Genomic DNA, 18,123 nt, shown 5'->3' with positions numbered 1-18,123 from the left:
CCGCTACTCCTCGTCGGCGGCGGACTGGGCGAAGGCGAACTCGATCGCCTGCTGGAGCGAGGGGATCGGGGTGACCTCGATCGTGTCGTCGGCCATCGGCACACCCCGCCGGGCCGCCTCGTCGCGCAGCTCGTGGTAAGCGTCCAGCGCCTCTCGTACGGACACCTCAAGCTCGTCGACGCCGCCGCCGGGAAGCTCCAGGCCGACCGTCTCGGAGGCCTTGGCCAGGTCGCAGCCCGAGCGCAGCCAGACCGACGGGCGTCCGAACGCCAGCCGGTCGCCGACGAGGGTGAGGGCGGCGAGCGTGGCGCGGCCGGCCACGCAGGCTTCGGCGGAGGCGTCACCGAAGCGCAGACGCTCAAGGCCCGCGAAGGAGATGCTCGCGATCCGGCGGATCTCCTTGACGGTCGCTCCGCCCGGCACCGGGTTGGGGGCGATGTTGCCGTGCCCGATCTCGCTGAGCTTGCCGCCCTTCTTCTTCTCCCCGTCGGCGACGAACTTCCAGTGGTTCTCCGCCTTGGTCTTGTCGTCGACCGAGCCGGTGAGATTCTGCGGGTCGAGGCGCCCGCCGCGTCGCGCGGTGAAGCAGGGAGCCACGCCATACATGGTCGCGGTGTAGAGGCGGGCGAACCTGGGCCAGCGGCCCTTGCGGTGGGAGTCCCACGCGCCGAGCACGAGGGACAGGGGCTCTCGCTCGAACAGCGGCCGGACGTCGGCCACGCTGACGGCACGCAGCCGCTCACCGATCGCGCTCTGGTCGAAGCGGATCCCTCCGATCGTGCTGTCGCGCAGGTAGGCGTCGGCATAGCGGTGGGGGAAGTCGAGCGAGGTCAGCCGGATCTCGCCCCGGGACGTCTTCGTCCGGAGCTCGAACATCGGCAGGGTGAGACGGCCCCCGTCGCGGGCGTCGCGAAGGGCCTCCTCCAGCCGGTTGGACTGGGACTGCTCCTGATCGATCGTGACCGTCCCGACCCGCTCGCCGTCGACCAGGCGATCGGCGACGACGTACTTCTTCGTGAGGTCCTTCTCGTTCTTGTCGACGGGGAAGGTGGGGGGCATCACGACGTTGCCCGCACCGCCGACCGGTTGATATCCGGCCCGCACCACCAGCGCCGTGTGCTTCCTGTCGTCGCCGAGCGCGTCCAGAAGACGCGCCGAAAGGCTCGTACTCACCGCGAACACCTCTCTGTGTTGCCTGACCGCGAGAAATTGTTTTGGGAGAGAGTGGCAGGCGGGACCGACAGAATCGGACCCGCCTGCGATACCGGCAGCCATGAAGACTGCGGAAGCGTCCTGTGCGTCCCTGCGGACAATCCCTACACAACCGCAATGAGACCGCGAGATCGACAGAATTCGGATATCGCGGGAATATCGCCCATATGTGAAATGGGGTCGGTTCAATGGGCGAAGGGGGTGGCTCTCTAGGTGTGGACCGAGACCTGTATCGGCTGGCTGGGGCGACGACGCAGCCAGATCGCTGCCGAGATCGCCACCGCGACGATCGTCAGCGGTATGAGGATTCTTGTCCTGCTCTGCTGCCTGCTGGTGGCGTGTTCGCCCATGGTGACACTCCATCCTCGGAATCGTTGAGGTATTTCCGAGTCGTGAGGGTATCCAGCAAGAGGCGAGAAGGTTCGAAAATAGGAAAAGTGGCCATAGTTACACGCTGCCTACGTACCATTACTACAGAGAAGCTGTATTTTCCGGTTCGGTCGGGTGGAAAAGTCCGTTTCAAGGTCGTCGGGTAGAGGTATGGCTGATCAGGTGCCGAGCGATCGTGGTGAGCTCGGCGGGCGTGGTGGTGGAGTCGTCATCCCAGGGAGTGGGGGAGCGGGTGACAACCCCGAAGTGCCGGACGCCTGATATTTTTCCGATCATGGCGACCGAGGCGGTGCCGGAGCGCCTGGTCTGGGCGGTGGAGACGCTGGCCGTGGGTCCCGCCGATCGCGTGCTGGAGATCGGGTGCGGCCGTGGCGTCGCGGTCGATCTGGTCTGCGACCGGCTGGTGGACGGCACGATCACGGCCCTCGACCGCTCGGAGAAGGCGATCGACGCGGCGAGACGGCGGAACGCGAGGAACGTGGCCGCTGGGAAGGCGGTCCTCCGCGTCGCGGCCCTGGAGGACCTGGAGGACGGTGCCTTCGAGGACGACTCCTTCGACAAGATCTTCGCCGTCAACGTCAACCTCTTCTGGTCACGCTCCCCGGCGAAGGAGATGGAGCTCCTCAAACGCTGGCTGGCACCGGGAGGCGGCCTCTACCTGTTCTACGAGCCGCCCGGAGCCGGTCGCGCCAGGGAGATCGCCGAGAAGGTGCCACTCGTCGTCGCCGCGCACGGGCTGGCCGCCACCGTACTGACGAATTCCCCCTCGACGCCGGCACACCTGGTGTGCGTCGTGGTCGAGGCGCGCTGAGCCGCTCGAACGGCGGCTCGGTGCGCTCGCCCCGCAACCGTCAGGGCGGCGTGACCCGGCCGAGGTGGCCAGGCGTGGCTCGCGGAGCCTCGGCCGGTGCTTCCTCATGGCCGCGGCTGCCCATGGACCCAGGGTCTCGGCCGGTTACTTGACGGCACGCTGAGCCGGCGCCCCGGCCGTCCGTGGTCCCTTGCGCTGTAAGTGCAGAAATACGTGGTTATGGGCGCCCGTAATTGCCATACATAGGGGATGGCGCCGCCTGGGTGGGGGCGGACGCCCGCACGCCGCCCCCAAGGGCGTTTTCAAATCGTTTACGCACGTTCTGCATCTTGTGTACGCACGTTCTGCATCTTTACCACCCGAGTAGAGAAATGCAGCGGGCGGCCGTGGACATGGGAGTGATCAAGTGTTGGGGATGAAGGGTTTCGGACCTGTTCTGCGGCGGTTTCGAAGCGGCCGCGCCACGTCCCGACCCTCACCGAGAGGCCACCGCGTGCCGGGCGGGCGCGGAGACGACACGACCGTCATGCGGCAGGGGTTCGGTGTCATCGGGCACGCCATCCGCAGCGAGCCGCGCATCTTCGCCGGCGCCGTGCTGGGCAGCTCCGTCTACGGTTCGATGACCGTCGCGTCCTCCTGGGCGCTGGGCTGGGCCACCGAGCACGCGGTTCTGCCCGCCTTTCGAACGGGCCACGCGGCCACCGGCACACTGATCCTCGCCGCGCTGCTGATCGCGGGCGTGACGGTGCTCAAGGCGCTGGGGCTCATCGCCCGAAGGGTGGTCGCCGGCGTCATGCAGTACCGGATGCAGGCACGTTGGCGCCGCCTGGTGACCCGTCAGTACCTGCGGCTGCCGCTCGCCTGGCACCACCGGCACCCGGCCGGACGGCTGCTGTCCATCGTCAGCTCCGACATCGAGGCCATGTGGGCCCCGCTCGGCCCGCTGCCGCTGGCGGTCGGTGTGGTCGTCATGCTGTTCACCGCGGCCGTCACCACCATGGCCGTGGACCCGGTGCTCGCGCTGCTCGGCTTCCTGGTCTTCCCGGCGATCGCCGTGCTCAACCTCGTCTACCAGCGCAGGCTCTCCCCGCTGGTGACGCGCGCCCAGCGGTTGCGCGCCGAGGTCAGCGAGATCGCGCACGAGAGCTTCGAGGGGGCGCTGGTCGTCAAGACCCTGGGCCGGGAGGACACCGAGGCCGAGCGCTTCCAGGCGGTGGCGGACCGGCTGCGCGAGGCCAACATCGCGGTCGGCCGGGTACGCGGCCTGTTCGACCCGCTGCTGGAGACGATGACGACGCTCGGCGTGCTGGCGGTGTTGTTGTTCGGCTCGCTGCGCCTGGCCGCCGGGGAGGTCACCTCCGGTGAGCTGGTCCAGGTGTGCTACCTGTTCACGCTGCTCGCCTTCCCGGTCCGCGCGCTCGGCTGGGTGCTCGCCGAGCTGCCGCGCAGCGTGGCGGGCTGGCGGCGGGTGCGGGAGGTGCTGCGGGCGTCCGGGGCCATGGAGTACGGGCCGGCCCACCTGGGGTCGCGAGGCCCGGCCGGGCTGGAGGTCCGCGACCTGAGCTTCGGGTACCTGCCCGGCGCCCCGGTGCTGTCGGGGGTGAGCTTCGTGGCACGGCCGGGCCGTACGGTCGCGATCGTGGGCCCGACCGGGTCGGGCAAGTCGACGCTGGCCCAGCTCCTGGTGCGGCTGATCGACCCGGACGAGGGCCGGGTGCTGATCGACGGGGTGGACCTGCGGGACGTCGCGCACGGGAAGGTGGGCGGCACCGCGGCGCTGGTGCCGCAGCAGACGTTCCTGTTCGACGACACGGTGCGCGGCAACCTGACCCTCGGGGCCGGGGAGGGGGTGCCGAACGAGCGCCTGTGGGCGGCGCTGCGCCTGGCGCAGGCCGACGGCTTCGTCTGCGCTCTGCCCAGGGGCCTGGACACGCGCATAGGTGAGCGCGGTGCGACGCTGTCGGGCGGGCAGCGTCAGCGGCTGGCACTGGCCCGCGCCCTGGTCCGGCGGCCCCGGCTGCTCATCTTGGACGATGCCACCTCCAGCGTGGACGCCCAGGTCGAAGGCCGCATCCTGTTCGGCCTGCGCGACGGTTCCGCCGACACCACGGTGATCATGGTGGCCCACCGGATGGAGACGATCGCCCTGGCCGACGAGGTCGTCTACCTGGAACAGGGGCGAGTGGCCGACCGCGGCGCCCACGAGGAGCTGCTGGCCCGCTGCGAGGGCTACCGCGACCTCGTCACCGCCTATGAGAGCGACAGGGCCGAGCGCGCGGCGCTCGACGTCCGTGAGGGGATCAATTCATGACGGCGCGGGGGGAAGAGGGGATCAATTCATGACGGCGCGGGGGGAAGAGGGGATCAACTCATGACGGCGCGGGTGGAGGAACGCGGCGCCACCGCCGCCGGACCGGGGGCGGGCCTGCGGACGGAGGAGCGGGGCGCGCTGGCGACGCTGCGGCACGGCCTCGCGCTGTCCCCGGAGTTCCGCACCGGGCTGCCGGTGACGCTGCTGCTGGCCGTGCTCGCCACGGCCGGCAAGATGATCGTCCCTATCGCGATGCAGCAGGTCATCGACTGGGGCCTCACAGACACGGGGCTACCGGACATCGGCTTCGTCACCCGGGCCGTCCTGCTGTGCGCCGCCGCCGTGCTGCTGACCGCGCTGTGCGGCTACCTGATGAACGTGCGGCTCTACCGCTCCACCGAGGCCGGCCTCGCCGGGCTGCGCGGCAGGGCGTTCCGGCACGTCCACGACCTGTCGCTGCTCACCCAGAACACCGAGCGGCGCGGCGCGATGGTCTCCCGGGTCACCAGCGACGTGGATCAGATCAGCGCTTTCATGCAGCGGGGTGGCCTCATGGTCATCATCTCGGTGGGCCGGCTCCTCATCGCCGGTGTGCTGATGGCCGTCTACTCCTGGCAGCTCGCGCTGATGGTCTGGGCCTGTTTCCTTCCGCTGGTCGTCGTGCTGCCGAGGTTCCAGCGCTGGGTGGCCCGCGCCTACACCCAGGTGCGTGAGCGCACCGGTGAGGTGCTGGCGGTGGTGAGCGAGGCGGTGGTGGGCGGCGCGGTGATCCGGGCCTACGGCTCGGAGAAGTGCACCGCGCGACGCGTCGAACAGGCCATCGGCGCCCAGCGGGCGGCGCAGACCCGCGCCCAGAAGATCATCGCGTTCACCTTCCCGACCACCGAACTGGCCGGCGCGATCGCGCTCGGCGTCGTCATCGTGCTGGGAGTGCGGCTGGGGATGGACGGCACGATCTCGGCCGGGCGGCTGGTGGCCTTCCTTTTCCTGGTCACGTTGTTCATCAGCCCGATGCAGGCCCTCTCCGAGGTGCTCAACGAGGCGCAGAACGCCGTCGCCGGCTGGCGGCGCGTGCTCGGCGTCCTGGACACCCCCGCCGACGTCGCCGACCCCGGCGCGAAGGGCGCGGTGCTGCCGCGCGGCCCGATCACGGTGTCCTTCCAGGGCGTGGGTTTCCGCTATCCCGACGGGCCGCAGGTGCTGCACGAGGTCACGGTGGAGATCGCGCCGGGCACGCGCGTCGCGGTCGTGGGGGAGACCGGCTCGGGCAAGACGACCTTCGCCAAGCTGCTCACCCGGCTGATGGACCCCAGTAGCGGGCGCGTCCTGGTCGACGGGGTGGACCTGCGCCGGATCCGCTTCTCCTCGCTGCGCGAGCGCGTCGTCATGGTCCCGCAGGACGGCTTCCTGTTCGACGGCACCCTGGCCGACAACATCCGCTACGGCCGCCCCTCGGCCACCGACGACGACATCGCCCTGGCGATGACCGAGCTAGACCTGACCGGCTGGCTGGAAGGGCTGCCCGCGGGGCTGGCCACCTCCGTCGGCCAGCGCGGCGAGTCGCTGTCGGCCGGCGAGCGCCAGCTGGTCGCCCTGGCCCGGGCGTACCTGGCCGATCCCGGCCTGCTGCTGCTGGACGAGGCGACCTCCTCGGTCGACCCCGCGACCGAGGTGCGCATCGCCCGGGCGCTGGACGGCGTCGCCCGGGGCCGTACGGCCGTATCGATCGCCCACCGCCTGTCCACGGCCGAGGCGGCCGACGAGGTGCTGGTGTTCGAGCGCGGCCGCGTCGTCCAGCGCGGCCCCCACGCCGAGCTGGTGCGGCAGGACGGCGTCTACGCGGACCTGTACGCCTCGTGGACCTCCGCCGCTCGTACCTCCTGACGGCCTCGCGGGAAGTGGGTGGATCGAACCGGTTGCCGCCTCTTCCGGTCACGATCATCGGCCTCATAGGATGATTACATGCTTACTTGATCACACGAAGGTGGAATCGATGATCGTTGAGTACGTCCGTTACCGCGTCCCCCGGGCCGAGGAGTTCGAGGCCGCCTACCGGCGGGCGGTGGTGCCGTTGGGCAGGGCGCCGCAGTGCCTGGACTACGAGCTGTCGAGATGCGCCGACGAGCCGGGCGTCTACATCCTGCGCATCGTCTGGACCTCCGCCAAGGGGCACCTTGAGGGCTTCCGCGGCGGCGAGCACTTCACGGAGTTCTTCGCCGAGATAAAGCCGTACGTCGCGGACATCGAGGAGATGCGGCACTACGAGCCGGTGCTCACGAAGACCGAGCCGACGCTGTTCGACTGGGCGGGCGGCGCGGCGGCGTTCGAGCGGCTGACCGAGACGTTCTACGGCCACGTGCGCCGGGACGAGGTGATCGGCCCGCTGTTCGCGCACATGGATCCGGACCATCCGCGGTACGTCGCGCTGTGGCTGGCGGAGGTCTTCGGCGGGCCCGACCGCTACACCCGCGAACGTGGCGGCTATCCGCACATGCTCTCCCAGCATCTCGGCAAGCACCTCACCGAGCGCCACCGTCGCAGGTGGGTGAGCCTGCTCATGGACGCGGCCGACGAGGTGGGGCTCCCCGCCGACCCCGAGTTCCGGGCGGCGTTCGCCGGATACATCGAGTGGGGCACCCGCCTCGCGGTACAGAACTCCCAGCCGGGCGCCACCCCGCCGCTCCGGGCGCCGGTCCCGCGCTGGGGGTGGGGGGTCGCCCCGCCGTACCAGCCGTGATCCCGGCTTCGCGCCGGACGGCGCGGTGTCACGGGCGGTCGCGACGGGCTCCCCGGCCGGGGCGGCGTCCGGTGGTCTCCCCGCCGGCGTGCGGGGCTCGTCGCGGAACCAGCGGAACCAGCGGAACTAGCCGTCCAGGCGTCGGCGCAGCAGGCAGAACTCGTTGCCCTCCGGGTCGGCCAGGACGTGCCAGGACTCCTCGCCCGTCTGCCCGACGTCGGCGGGCCGAGCGCCGATCTTCAGCAGGCGTTCGAGCTCGGCGTCCTGGTCGCGGTCGGTCGGGTTCACGTCGATGTGCAGCGGAAGCCGCCCAACCCCGGGGGTGTCCGACGGGTTGAACACGATGGTCGGCCGCGGACCGCCGAAGCCCTCCTCCGGGCCGATCTCGACGCTTCCGTCGTCACGATCGAGCACCACGTAGCCGAGCACCTCGCACCAGAACGCCGCGAGGCGCTCCGGGTCACGGCTGTTCAACACCAGTTCACTGATACGGCACGCCATGCGGTTGCCGGTACCCACCCTGGCCCCCGCCACGCGGGCCTCAGGGGCGCCGGGTGGACTCGCGACCGACCAGGTGCCAGGCGACCTCGGCGTCCCGGTCGGCGGGGGCGAGGACGCCGAGAGCGGTACGGGCGCAGCGGGCGCCCTGGTCGCGGAGGGACTGGGCGACAGTGGTGAGCCCGGCCGGGGCGGCGGCGTCGGAGTCGTCCCAGCCGCTGAGGGTGAGGTCGCCGGGCACGGCCAGGCCCAGGCGGGTGGCGGCCCGCAGGACGCCGAGGGCCAGCTCGTCGCCCATGGCGGCGATCGCGTCGCAGGCGTACGGGCCGGTGAGCAGCTCGGCCGCGAGCGTCTCGGCCTCGTGGGTGCTGTTGACGGAGCAGACGGCCACGCGGACCTGTGACCAGTCGCCGCCGCTCTCGGCCCAGGCGTCGCGGTAACCGCGCAGCCGCTGGCGGGTCACCCGGAAGGTCGAGGCGTCGGGGTCGATGCTCGGGAACGCGTCGTCCGAGGCGGTCCGGGAATCGGCGTCGGGGGAGGCCGGGGCGGTCTCGGCCCCCGTGCCGGACGCGCCGGTGGCTTCGGAGGCGGTACCGGGGGAGGAGGCATCGATGATCCCGGAATCGGTGCCGGAGGTTCCGGAAGGTCCGGCACCGAGGGCACCGGGGGCACCGAAGGCGACGCCGGCGATCCTCTTCCGGTCGAGGGGGAAACTCAGCACCCCGGGCCGCCGTGCCCCCGCGAAGACCTCGCGGCCCACGGCCGTGGCGGCGGCACGGTCGTCGGCGGCGACGAAGGAGAGGCCGTCGCGGCGCGGCCCGCCGTGGATCACGGCGGGCAGGCCGGTGGCCGAGATGGCGTCGATGACGGGGTCGTCGTCGGCGGTCGTCCAGACCACGAAGGCGTCGACGGCGGCCTCGGTGACCCGGTCGACGTCGGAGGGGCTCCCGGTGACGGGGACGAGGGTGAGCGCCATGCCGTGGTCGGCGCAGACCTGGGCGACGCCGGACAGGAAGCGGGTCGCCTGCGGGTCGTCGAAGGCGTAGGTGAGGTGCTCGCCGAGGACGACGCCCAGGTTGCCGGTCCGGCCGCTGCGCAGCGAGCGCGCCCCGGGGTGCGGGCCCGGGTAGCCGAGGCGCTCGGCGGCCTCGCGGACCCTGGCCCGCGTCTCGTCGGAGACCCGGCCCGGTCGGCCGTAGGCGTACGAGACGGTCATCACCGACACCCCTGCCGCGCGGGCGACCTCGGCCATGGTCACCCGGCGTCGCGCCGTCCGTCCGCTCATGGATCGAGAATATCTGTGTATCGATACACAGCTGATTTGTGTATCGTTACACACATGCCAGGAGAAAAGGGCGTAATTAGGGCGCGTACGGCTTATATGGGGTTCGCCGCGTTCGGTGTTTTCTGGGGGGTGTGGGGCGCCTCGGTGCCCGCCATCCGCGCTCAGGCGGAGCTCAGCGACGGGCAGCTGGGCGCGGCGCTGCTGTTCATCGGGGCGGGGGCGCTGCCCGCGATGCTCGTCACCGGCAGGGCGGTCGACCGCTGGGGACTCCGGGTGGCCGCGCTCCTGCTGGTGACGCTCGGCGCGGTGGGGACGCTGGTGGCCGTGGCCGGACGCGACTTCTGGAGCCTGTCGGCGGGGCTGGCACTGCTCGGCGCCTCCTCGGGGGCGGCCGACGTCGCGATCAACTCGGCGGCGGCCTCGGCGGAGCGGGCCTCCGGCAGGCCGGTCATCACCCGCGCGCACGGCACCTTCTCCGCCATGGTGGTGGTCGGCAGCCTCTCCACCGGACTGCTGCTCGGGGGCCTGGGGGCTCCGGTCGTCGTGCCGTTCCTGCTGGTCGCGGGGGCGACGGCCGGCGCGGCACTCGGCGTCGTGGCCGACCGGCGGGCCGCCCTGGTTGTCGAAAGAACCGGGGAAACCGGGGGAGCCGTCCCGGACCTGGCGGGAGCCACTCCGGTGACCGGGGGAACCGGGGGAACCGTCCCGGACGCGGCGGGGGCCGCCCGGGGCGGTGAGCGGCGGGGGTACGCCGTGCGCCTGTTCCCGTTGCTCGTGGTCGGCGGCCTGGGCGCGCTCGCCTTCGCCGTGGAGAACGCCCACCAGAGCTGGGGCGCGGTCTACCTGGCCGACGTGGCCGACGCCGGGCCCGCGCTCGCCGCGGCGGGCCCGGCGGTGTTCGCCGCCGTCGTCGCGCTCACCCGCTTCGCGGCCGGCGCGGTCGGTTCCCGGCACGCCGCGACCGTGCTCGTCACCGGCGCCGTGACGGCCGCCGCCGGGACCGCGCTGGTGTCCGTCGCGACGGCCGTCCCGGTGGTCCTGCTGGGACTGGCCCTGGCCGCGGCCGGTACGGCGGTGCTGTTCCCCATGCTGATGGGCGTCGTCGCGGCACACGTGGGCGAGGCGGCCAGGGGGAGGGCGACGTCCGTGGTGACCACCGTGGCCTACCTGGGGTTCCTGGCCGGCCCGGTCTACGTCGGGCGCTGGTCCGAGGCGACCGGCCTGCCGGGGGCGATGGTGGCCGTCGCCGCCCTGGCCGCCGCCCTCGCGGTCCTGGCGTGGCCCCTGCTGCGCCTGGCCGTCGGCACCGGCTCCCCGTGGGACTCGCCTCCGCACACCCCCCGGTCCTCGAATGTGAGGGAGATGGCATAAGGTGGCTCGTCGGTGCGTTCGGGATGAACGCACCCGATGACCGCTCGGCGGCCGCGAAAGCGGTATCAACCCCGGTCGAAGCCCGCCACCCCGGCGGGCTCCCGAACCGGGCGGAGTCTCCGTCTGGATGATGGACGGAGAGACGTTGACCTCGTACTTCGCTGTGCTCGGCTCGCCCGGCGCGTGGCGCTTCCTTCTTCCCGCCTTCGTCGCGCGCCTTCCGAACGCGATGCTCCAGCTCGGCGTGCTGCTGCTCGTGCACTGGTCCACCGGCTCGTACGGCGCGGCCGGGGTCGCCGCCGCCGTGGCCGCGGTGGCGCCCGCGCTGGTCGGCCCGCGCACCGGGCGGCTGGCCGACAGGTACGGACAGGCGAGGGTGCTGGTCCCGCAGGTCGTCGTGCACGCCGTCGCGCTGGGCGCCCTGCTGGTGCTCGCCTCCGCGCACGCCCCCGCGGTCTCGCTGGTGGTCGTCTCGGCGCTGGCCGGGGCCACGATGCCGCAGGTCGGTTCGATGGTCCGTGCCCGCTGGGCCCACGTGCTCGGCGGGTCGGGCAGGCTGGACACGGCCTTCGCCCTCGAATCCATCACCGACGAGCTGACCTTCACCCTCGCCCCGGTGCTGCTCGTGGCCATCTCGACCGGGTTCTCGCCGGTGTGGGCGCTGTCGGTGGCGCTCGTCATGGTCGTGGTGGGCACGCTCGCGTTCGCCGGGGTCCGCAGGGGCGCGCCCGAGCCGATGCCGGTCCGGGTCCGTTCCCAGCGCGGGGTGCTGCGGTTGCGCGGGGTGGCCGTGCTCGCGCTGGCCTTCGTCGCCCTCGGTACGGTCTTCGGCAGCCTCCAGGTCGGCGTCACCTCCTACACCGCGGCCCTCGGCCAGGCCGGTGCCGCCGGACCGGTCTACGCGAGCTTCTCCGGCGCCAGCTTCGTCGGGGGCATCCTCTACGGCGTGGTCCGCTGGCGGATCGGCGCCCCGGTCAGGCTGGTCGCCGCCTTCGGCCTGCTCTCCGCCGCCACCGTCGCCCTGACGCTCGCCGGATCGGTCCCGCTGCTGTACGCCGGAGCCGCCGTGGCCGGGTTCGTCATCGCCCCGGCCGTCATCACCGGCTACACCCTGGTCGAGGGCCTCATCCCGGCGGAGGTCAGGACCGAGGCCTTCACCTGGCTCAACGGCTCCGTCGGGGTGGGCATCGCCGCGGGCGCGGCCGTCGCGGGCCAGCTCGTGGACCGCTTCGGCGCGGAGTTCGCCTTCGTCGTCCCCCCGGTCACGACCGGCGTGGCCGCCCTGCTCGTGCTGCTCCTCCTGCGCCGCCTGCGGCCGGGGGCCGACCGCTCCCCGGCCCGCGAGCTGGTCGCCGCGGCCTGAGGAGCGCCGGACGGACGAGTGAGTCCTGCGGCCGAGGGCGGACGCGGCGGTGTGTACCGGCTGGTGAGCCCGCCCGTGGGGCGTGTCCGTCCGTGTCCGGGGTCGCGACCCGTGGCGGACCGGGGAGAATGACGTCCCGGGGCCGCGCGTGCCGTCCGGCGCGTCTCACGGCTCCACGGGCAGACCGCCGAATCACGGAGTGGATGCAATCATGAGGATATTCCTGGCCGGCGCGTCCGGCGTGATCGGGCAGCGGCTGGTTCCCCGGCTGGTTCGGGCGGGGCACGTGGTCGGCGGCATGACGCGCTCGCCCGGCAAGGCGGAGTCGCTGGCCGGGCTCGGCGCCGAACCGATCGTCTGCGACGTCTACGACCGGAAGGCGCTGATCCAGGCGGTTCGCGACTTCGCGCCGGACGTCATCCTGAACGAGTTGACCGACCTGCCGGACGAGGCGGCGAGGCTCGGCGACCACACGGAGCTCAACGCCCGCGTCCGGACGGAGGGCAACCGGAACGTGATCGAGGCGGCACGGCGGAGCGGATCGCCAAAGATCATGGTCCAGTCCATCGCCTGGCGGTCGTCCGCCAGGTCCGGCGCCTCGGCCGTCGACGAGCTGGAACGATCCGCGCTCGCCGAGGGAGGCGTCGTGCTGCGCTACGGGCAGTTCTACGGGCCGGGCACGTATTACGAGCAGGAACCCCCCTCGGAGCCGCGCGTCCACATCGACCGTGCCGCCGACAGGACGGTGGAACTGCTGGGTGAGCCGTCGGGCGTCGTCGTCATCACCGATTAGCCGCGAAGGCCGGGCTCCCGTTCCGTCGTGCTCCGAAGGCCGGGCTTCCGTTCCGTCACGCCCCGGAGGCCGGGCTTCCGTTCCGTCATGCCCCGGCGTACTCGCCGGGCGAGGTCGTCAGAGCGCGGCCTCGTAGGCCTCGGCCAGGCGTTCCATGACGCTCGGGCCATCCCGTTCCGGCGCCGGTTCGCCGAGGTGGAGGATCCGCAGCTCGGCCATGAACTCCTCCCACAGCTCCGGCCCACCGGCCGCGAGCAGCTCCGCCCGTACCCGCAGCCGCCTCGAGGTCGAGCGGTTGCGCAGGCCCCACTCGCCGAGCAGGGCGAAGACGGGCACCAGCTGGATCGACGCCTCGGTCAGGCTGTAGGCGGCACGCCGTCCCGGCCCCGCGTCCTCGCGGGTCAGCAGGCCGGAGCCGACCAGCCGTTTCAGGCGGTCGGCCAGGATGTTGGAGGCGATCCCCTCCTCCGAGCCGGCCAGCAGCTGCCTGAAGTAGCGCCGGTTCCCGAACATCACGTCCCGCAGCACGAGCAGGCTCCAGCTGTCGCCGAACGCCTCGACCGCGGCGTTGACAGGGCACCCCGAACGCGCCGACTCGACCACCTCGCACCCACCTCCCAGCTGGTTGCAATTTACCACTGGACTGCTCTAGCGTGAGCCTACCGATTGCAAATTGCAATCGGATCCAGGGAGGCGACGATGAGCGACACCGAGCCGCAGACCGCGGGCGGGAAGGTCCTCTGGCACTTCACGATGTCACTGGACGGGTTCGTGGCGGGGCCCGACCACGACATGAGCTGGATGACCGGGATGACGTCCCGTCCGGGCCTGGTCGACGAGTACGTCGAGACCACCGGCGCCGTGCTGGGAGGCCGGGACGGCTGGGACCGCTTCCCGGACGCGAGCGGGGTGTACGGCGGCGCCTGGAGCGGGCCGCTCTTCGTGCTCACCCACCACCCCGAGGACGCGAAGCCGGCCGAGGGGGTCACGTTCCTGAGCTGCGACCCGGCCGAGGCGGTGCGGATCGGGCTCGCGGCGGCCGGGGGCAAGAATCTTGAGGTGTTCTCGCCGAGCATCGGCCGCCAGCTCCTCGAACTGGGGCTGATCGACGAGATCGACCTGCACATCGCGCCGGTCCTGCTCGGCCAGGGCATCCGGCTGTACGACAACCCCGGCGGTGAGCCGGTCCGCCTCCACCGGGTCGGCGAGGGCGACCCTACGTCGGCCGTGAACGTGCGCTACCGGCCCGTCACGACGGCGAAGGCCCCGGCCGGAAGCGTGCCGGGTCACTGAGCACGGCGGTCGGCGTCAGGCCACCGCGAGGCGGACGTCGCGGTGGCCCGGAGGGGGAGGGGTCAGGCCTGGGCGGCCAGGCGGGCGCGACGGGCCTCGCGGCGCTCGACGAAGCGGGAGGCGGTGGTCTCCATCTTGGCGAGGAAGTCGTAGAGCTCCTCGCGGGCCTTCTCGCCCTCGGGGCCGAGGTCCTTCATGTTGTACACGTCCCACTGGCGCAGGACCGGCTGCAGGACGTCGTCCATGTGCAGGCGCAGGTCGTAGATCCCGGCGTTGGCGATGGTCATGGCCTTGCGGGTGAAGCCCTCGATGCCGGTTCCCGGCATCTGGAAGGTGGTGACGACGTCGGTCACGGCGCGCATGGTCTGGTCGGGGGCGAGCTTGAAGGCCGCGTTGAGCAGGTTGCGGTAGAAGAGCATGTGCAGGTTCTCGTCGGCGGCGATCCTGGCGAGCAGCCGCTCGCAGTTCGGGTCCTCGGAGGCCTTGCCGGTGTTGCGGTGCGAGATGCGGGTGGCCAGCTCCTGGAAGGAGACGTACGCCACCGAGGCGAGCACGCCCTCGTAGGAGTTGGTGAAGCCCTCGCTCATGTGCACCATCCGGGCCCGCTCCAGCGCGACCGGGTCGACCGCGCGGGTGACCGTCAGGTAGTCGCGGATGGCGGTGCCGTGCCGGCCCTCCTCGGCGGTCCAGCGGTGCACCCAGGTGCCCCACGCCGCGTCGCGGCCCAGGGTGGTGGCGATCTCGTGGTGGTAGCTGGGGAGGTTGTCCTCGGTCAGCAGGTTGACGATGAGGGAGATGCGGGCCTCCTCGGGGATCTTGGTGTCTGTCTCGACCCAGGCCTCCCCGCCGTAGAGGCCGTCGTAGTTACGCCCCTCCGACCAGGGAACGTACTCGTGCGGGAACCACTCCTTGGCCACCTTGTGGTGCCGGTCCAGCTCCCCCGCGACGACAGGCTCAAGCTCGAGCAGCAGCTCGGTCTCACTGAACTCTCGCATCAGGTTTCTCCCTCGAAGACTACGCAACCGTAACCTACGTTAGCGTAGGTAAGCCCGTGATAGGTACGTGCTGCATGTCTCATTTACTCACTCATGGGCGATTCAAGGGAGTCGCTTCGCCCATCAGCCGAGACCGATCGGCTGGTGAGGATGCCGGGTGCCCTCCGGACCGGGCTGAGCGGGGATCGACATGACCCGCGCCTTCACGCCCGCCCGGCCGGTCACGCCGTCGCGGTGCCCCGGCCAGAGGGCGGTCAGGAGGACCAGGGTGATCTCGGAGAGCACCAGCAGCCGTTCCACCAGGCCGTAGTGGTCGGCACCCTCGATCAGATCCGAGATCAGCGAGCCCGGATGGGCGGCCAGGAACCAGGCGAGGAGCACCGCCGACAGGACGGACACCCCCGACAGCGGTCCGTTCCCCGTCCGGCGGCCGAGCATCCACCCCGCGCAGGGCAGCGCGGTGAAGACCACGGCCGCCGACCAGCGGTGGATCTCCCCGGCGATCGAGACGACGCCGGGCGCCGCGTCGGTGGGGAAGGCGGCGGTGAGAAGGAGCCCCAGCGCCGCGGCCACGAACAGCGCGCGCGAGGCGGCGGCGCGCACCGGCTCCACCCTGACCAGCAGGTACGCGACCCAGAGGCAGCCCATGGCCAGGGCGATCGTGCCGCCCGCCATCGCCCAGGCGCTGCCGTCGAGCAGCGCGTAGTCGCTGATCAGGCCGTTCAACGGGCTCACCGTGCCGGCCGCGACCAGGTGCGCGTACCCCATCGCGGCCAGGGCGAGCAGCGGCCCGGCCACCCCCGGCCAGCGGGACGGCGACCCCTCGCTCACCGCCCCACCTCCCCGCGGATCGTCCCGGAGGTCATCACGCCACCCCCCGGCGGATTGTCTCGGAGGTCATCACGCCACCCCCCGGCGGATCGCGCGGATCTTCCCGGGGCTCATCGCGCCACCTCCCGGTAGATCCTCTCGAACCTGGTCAGGGAGGCCTGGTGGTCGTGGGTCAGCGCGATGGCACGGCTCGCGGCGCCCATCGTGGCGCGCGTCCCGGGCGAGGTGAGCAGGGCGCCCAGGTGCCGGGCCAGCTCCTGGACGTCGCCGGGCCGGAACAGGTGGCCGTTCTCGCCGGGCCGAACCAGGTGCGGCAGGGCCATCGCGTCCGCGGCCACGACCGGCAGGCCGCTGGCCATGGCCTCCAGGGTGGCGATGCTCTGCAGCTCCGCGACGCCCGGCATGGCGAAGACGTCACCGGCGGCGTACACCTGGGGCAGCGTCTCGTCGGGGACGAAGCCGAGGAAGGACACCCGGTCCCCGACCCCGATCCGGTCGGCCAGCCTGGCGAGCGCGGCCCGCTGCCCGCCGGTTCCGGCCAGGGCGATCTGCGCGTCGGTGTGGTTGAGCACGTGCGGCAGGGCGCGGATGAGCTCGTCCAGCCGCTTCTCCTCGTCCAGCCGCCCGACGAACACGACCGTGTCCCGGTCGGGCAGGCCGAAGGCCCGGCGGGCCCACGCCTTCGGCTCGGCGCGCGGCTGGAACCTCGCCAGGTCGATGCCGCAGGAGATGGGCTCCACCGGCGGGCCGAAGCCCTTGCCCGTGAGCAGCCCGGCCGCGATCTCGGTGGGTGTGGTGACGCGGTCGGCCCTGGAGAAGACGCGGTTGAAGTCCTTCCAGGCCAGCGCGCCCGCCCTCTCGCGGAGCCGTCCGGGGATGCGCGCGAACTGGAAGAGGTTGTCCGGCATGAAGTGGTTGGTCGCCACGACCGGGACACCGGCACGCCGGGAGGCGGAGATCGCCGCGCGGCCGACGACGAAGTGCGCCTGCACGTGGACCACGTCCGGGGCGATCTCGTCGATCAGCCGGTCCAGCCTGGCCGGCACCGCGACCCGCATGGTGGGGTGCACCAGCACCGGCGCCGAGCGCAGCCGGTGCACGGTCACCCCGTCCAGGTGCTCGGTCCTGCCCGGCCCCTCGTCCGAGGCGCACACCACGTGGACCTCGTTCCCCCGTTCGGCCAGACCCTGGGCGAGCCGGTGGGCGAAGTAGGCGGCACCGTTCACGTCCGGCGGGTAGGTGTCGGCCCCGATCAGCACCCGGCGGGTCCGGACGGGGAGGGGGACAAGGCCTTGCGCGGGGGTACGCAGGGTGGTGGCTGACATGGCCATCAAGGCTCCGTTCATCGTGCTGTCACGTCGTGCGAGGGAGACATCGGGGTGGTACGGGCCAGCGCGACGGTTCCGGCGGCGGTGAGCGCGGCCGCCACCAGCGCGACGAGCGTGCTCGCCGCGCCGGTCGGCAGCGGCTCGCCGAGCAGGAGGGCGCCGAAGGCGACGGCGGTGAGGGGGTCGGCCACCTGCAGGGCGGCGAACGCCACGCCGAAGTGGCCGACGGCGTAGGCGCGCTGGAGCAGCGCCAGCGCGATCACGGCGGGCATCGGGACGGCGAACAGGAACCAGGGCTCCCAGTCGCCGTCGACCAGGACACGGGTGAGCGTGGCGGTCGCGCCGTACAGCACGCCCGCGCCCATGGCGAGAAGGCAGGCCCGTCCGGCGGGGGAGACCCGCCTGGCGAGGGCCCACAGCACCAGGGAGGCGATGGCCGCCCCCGCGAGCAGGACCACCGCCTCCCCGGTGCTGAGGTGCGGTTTCCCGCTGTGCTCGGGGACGACCAGCACCAGGCCGATCAGCCCGATGGCGATCACCGCCGCCGAGGCCAGCTCGCCGGGCCTGGGCCTGCGGCGTCGCAGGGCCGCCGCGCACGGCAGGGCGAACAGGAGGCTGGCCACGCCCATCGGCTGCACCAGGGTGAGCGGGCCGTACTTCAGCGCGACGATGTGCAGGGCCGTGCCGCCCGCGATCGCCAGGCCGCCGAGCAGCCATCGAGGACGCCTGACCAGGTGTCCGAGGCCGGGGCGGGACGCGCCCGCGGCCTCGAACTGCTGCAGCGCGGCACCGAGTGCGAAGAACAGGGAACCCAGCAAGGCCAGGCCGGCCGCCAGCACAGTCATGCGCACTCCTCCCAAGCAGATGAAGACATGGCGAGATGACCGGATCGCCTCGTGGAGGCG

At 72.1% G+C, this 18,123-nt stretch carries 16 protein-coding genes; 8 read left to right on the top strand and 8 right to left on the bottom strand.

All coding sequences use genetic code 11. From position 1 onward, the window contains the following. Positions 1–3: 3 nt before the first annotated feature. Complete coding sequence (gene cas7g / locus AC5L38_RS40755; RefSeq protein ID WP_495248168.1) at positions 4–1,173, bottom strand: type I-G CRISPR-associated RAMP protein Csb1/Cas7g; 1,170 nt, start codon at positions 1,171–1,173, stop codon at positions 4–6. Between the two features lie 703 nt (positions 1,174–1,876). Between cas7g and AC5L38_RS40750 the strand changes: the two genes are divergently transcribed. The 4 genes from AC5L38_RS40750 to AC5L38_RS40735 all read left to right on the top strand — a co-directional run bounded on the left by AC5L38_RS40750 (position 1,877) and on the right by AC5L38_RS40735 (position 7,461). Continuing rightward, a complete protein-coding gene (locus AC5L38_RS40750; RefSeq protein ID WP_495248167.1) occupies positions 1,877–2,413 on the top strand; it encodes a class I SAM-dependent methyltransferase in 537 nt (178 codons plus the stop codon). Between the two features lie 526 nt (positions 2,414–2,939). Next, positions 2,940–4,724: an ABC transporter ATP-binding protein gene (locus AC5L38_RS40745; RefSeq protein WP_495248166.1), complete on the top strand. Its 1,785-nt coding sequence runs from the start codon at positions 2,940–2,942 to the stop codon at positions 4,722–4,724. 60 nt (positions 4,725–4,784) lie between these two features. Continuing rightward, positions 4,785–6,608, top strand: a complete 1,824-nt coding sequence (locus AC5L38_RS40740) for an ABC transporter ATP-binding protein (RefSeq protein WP_495248165.1) — start codon at positions 4,785–4,787, stop codon at positions 6,606–6,608. A gap of 109 nt (positions 6,609–6,717) precedes the next feature. Then, positions 6,718–7,461: a group II truncated hemoglobin gene (locus AC5L38_RS40735; protein ID WP_495248164.1), complete on the top strand. Its 744-nt coding sequence runs from the start codon at positions 6,718–6,720 to the stop codon at positions 7,459–7,461. Between the two features lie 126 nt (positions 7,462–7,587). Here the strand turns inward: AC5L38_RS40735 and AC5L38_RS40730 are convergent, their stop codons facing one another. Together AC5L38_RS40730 and AC5L38_RS40725 are read right to left on the bottom strand one after the other, a co-directional pair. Next, entirely contained in the window at positions 7,588–7,962 is a 375-nt protein-coding gene (locus tag AC5L38_RS40730) for a VOC family protein (RefSeq protein ID WP_495248163.1), read from the bottom strand. 40 nt (positions 7,963–8,002) lie between these two features. Next, positions 8,003–9,244, bottom strand: a complete 1,242-nt coding sequence (locus AC5L38_RS40725; protein ID WP_495248162.1) for a LacI family DNA-binding transcriptional regulator — start codon at positions 9,242–9,244, stop codon at positions 8,003–8,005. A 54-nt stretch (positions 9,245–9,298) separates the two neighbouring features. On the opposite strand from AC5L38_RS40725, the gene AC5L38_RS40720 reads away from it, so the two are divergent. From AC5L38_RS40720 to AC5L38_RS40710, 3 genes are all read left to right on the top strand, one after another. Next, entirely contained in the window at positions 9,299–10,615 is a 1,317-nt protein-coding gene (locus AC5L38_RS40720; protein WP_495248161.1) for an MFS transporter, read from the top strand. Positions 10,616–10,760: 145 nt separating this feature from the next. Continuing rightward, positions 10,761–11,978, top strand: coding sequence for an MFS transporter (locus AC5L38_RS40715; protein WP_495248160.1), 1,218 nt, complete (start codon positions 10,761–10,763; stop codon positions 11,976–11,978). A 211-nt stretch (positions 11,979–12,189) separates the two neighbouring features. Then, positions 12,190–12,771: an NAD-dependent epimerase/dehydratase family protein gene (locus AC5L38_RS40710; RefSeq protein WP_495248159.1), complete on the top strand. Its 582-nt coding sequence runs from the start codon at positions 12,190–12,192 to the stop codon at positions 12,769–12,771. Between the two features lie 117 nt (positions 12,772–12,888). Here the strand turns inward: AC5L38_RS40710 and AC5L38_RS40705 are convergent, their stop codons facing one another. After that, positions 12,889–13,374, bottom strand: coding sequence for a winged helix-turn-helix transcriptional regulator (locus AC5L38_RS40705; RefSeq protein ID WP_495248158.1), 486 nt, complete (start codon positions 13,372–13,374; stop codon positions 12,889–12,891). A gap of 96 nt (positions 13,375–13,470) precedes the next feature. On the opposite strand from AC5L38_RS40705, the gene AC5L38_RS40700 reads away from it, so the two are divergent. Next, positions 13,471–14,064 carry a dihydrofolate reductase family protein gene (locus AC5L38_RS40700; protein ID WP_495248157.1) on the top strand — a complete coding sequence of 198 codons (594 nt, stop codon included), beginning with the start codon at positions 13,471–13,473 and terminating at the stop codon, positions 14,062–14,064. Positions 14,065–14,126: 62 nt separating this feature from the next. Here AC5L38_RS40700 and AC5L38_RS40695 read toward each other — a convergent pair whose 3' ends face one another. From AC5L38_RS40695 to AC5L38_RS40680, 4 genes are all read right to left on the bottom strand, one after another. Beyond that, the gene (locus AC5L38_RS40695; protein WP_495248156.1) at positions 14,127–15,059 is read right to left on the bottom strand and encodes an acyl-ACP desaturase; all 933 of its coding nucleotides are present in this window, start codon (positions 15,057–15,059) and stop codon (positions 14,127–14,129) included. Between the two features lie 123 nt (positions 15,060–15,182). After that, positions 15,183–15,890, bottom strand: a complete 708-nt coding sequence (locus AC5L38_RS40690; protein WP_495248155.1) for a DUF998 domain-containing protein — start codon at positions 15,888–15,890, stop codon at positions 15,183–15,185. A 110-nt stretch (positions 15,891–16,000) separates the two neighbouring features. After that, the gene (locus tag AC5L38_RS40685; RefSeq protein WP_495248154.1) at positions 16,001–17,221 is read right to left on the bottom strand and encodes a glycosyltransferase; all 1,221 of its coding nucleotides are present in this window, start codon (positions 17,219–17,221) and stop codon (positions 16,001–16,003) included. Between the two features lie 11 nt (positions 17,222–17,232). Next, positions 17,233–18,063 carry a DMT family transporter gene (locus tag AC5L38_RS40680; RefSeq protein WP_495248153.1) on the bottom strand — a complete coding sequence of 277 codons (831 nt, stop codon included), beginning with the start codon at positions 18,061–18,063 and terminating at the stop codon, positions 17,233–17,235. Positions 18,064–18,123: the final 60 nt, after the last annotated feature.

The sequence above is a fragment of the Streptosporangium nanhuense genome (assembly GCF_059358815.1).
The sequence above is the reverse complement of the archived record's forward strand: the minus strand, read 5'-3'. Positions and strand labels throughout refer to the sequence as shown.

Excerpts from the sequence above, each read along its gene's own strand:
- AC5L38_RS40750 (WP_495248167.1), top strand. The coding sequence starts at position 1,877 with ATGGCGACCGAGGCGGTGCCGGAGCGCCTGGTCTGGGCGGTGGAGACG.
- AC5L38_RS40745 (WP_495248166.1), top strand. The coding sequence starts at position 2,940 with ATGCGGCAGGGGTTCGGTGTCATCGGGCACGCCATCCGCAGCGAGCCG.
- AC5L38_RS40740 (WP_495248165.1), top strand. The coding sequence starts at position 4,785 with ATGACGGCGCGGGTGGAGGAACGCGGCGCCACCGCCGCCGGACCGGGG.
- AC5L38_RS40735 (WP_495248164.1), top strand. The coding sequence starts at position 6,718 with ATGATCGTTGAGTACGTCCGTTACCGCGTCCCCCGGGCCGAGGAGTTC.
- AC5L38_RS40730 (WP_495248163.1), bottom strand. The coding sequence starts at position 7,962 with ATGGCGTGCCGTATCAGTGAACTGGTGTTGAACAGCCGTGACCCGGAG.
- AC5L38_RS40725 (WP_495248162.1), bottom strand. The coding sequence starts at position 9,244 with ATGAGCGGACGGACGGCGCGACGCCGGGTGACCATGGCCGAGGTCGCC.
- AC5L38_RS40720 (WP_495248161.1), top strand. The coding sequence starts at position 9,299 with ATGCCAGGAGAAAAGGGCGTAATTAGGGCGCGTACGGCTTATATGGGG.
- AC5L38_RS40710 (WP_495248159.1), top strand. The coding sequence starts at position 12,190 with ATGAGGATATTCCTGGCCGGCGCGTCCGGCGTGATCGGGCAGCGGCTG.
- AC5L38_RS40700 (WP_495248157.1), top strand. The coding sequence starts at position 13,471 with ATGAGCGACACCGAGCCGCAGACCGCGGGCGGGAAGGTCCTCTGGCAC.
- AC5L38_RS40695 (WP_495248156.1), bottom strand. The coding sequence starts at position 15,059 with ATGCGAGAGTTCAGTGAGACCGAGCTGCTGCTCGAGCTTGAGCCTGTC.
- AC5L38_RS40685 (WP_495248154.1), bottom strand. The coding sequence starts at position 17,221 with ATGGCCATGTCAGCCACCACCCTGCGTACCCCCGCGCAAGGCCTTGTC.
- AC5L38_RS40680 (WP_495248153.1), bottom strand. The coding sequence starts at position 18,063 with ATGACTGTGCTGGCGGCCGGCCTGGCCTTGCTGGGTTCCCTGTTCTTC.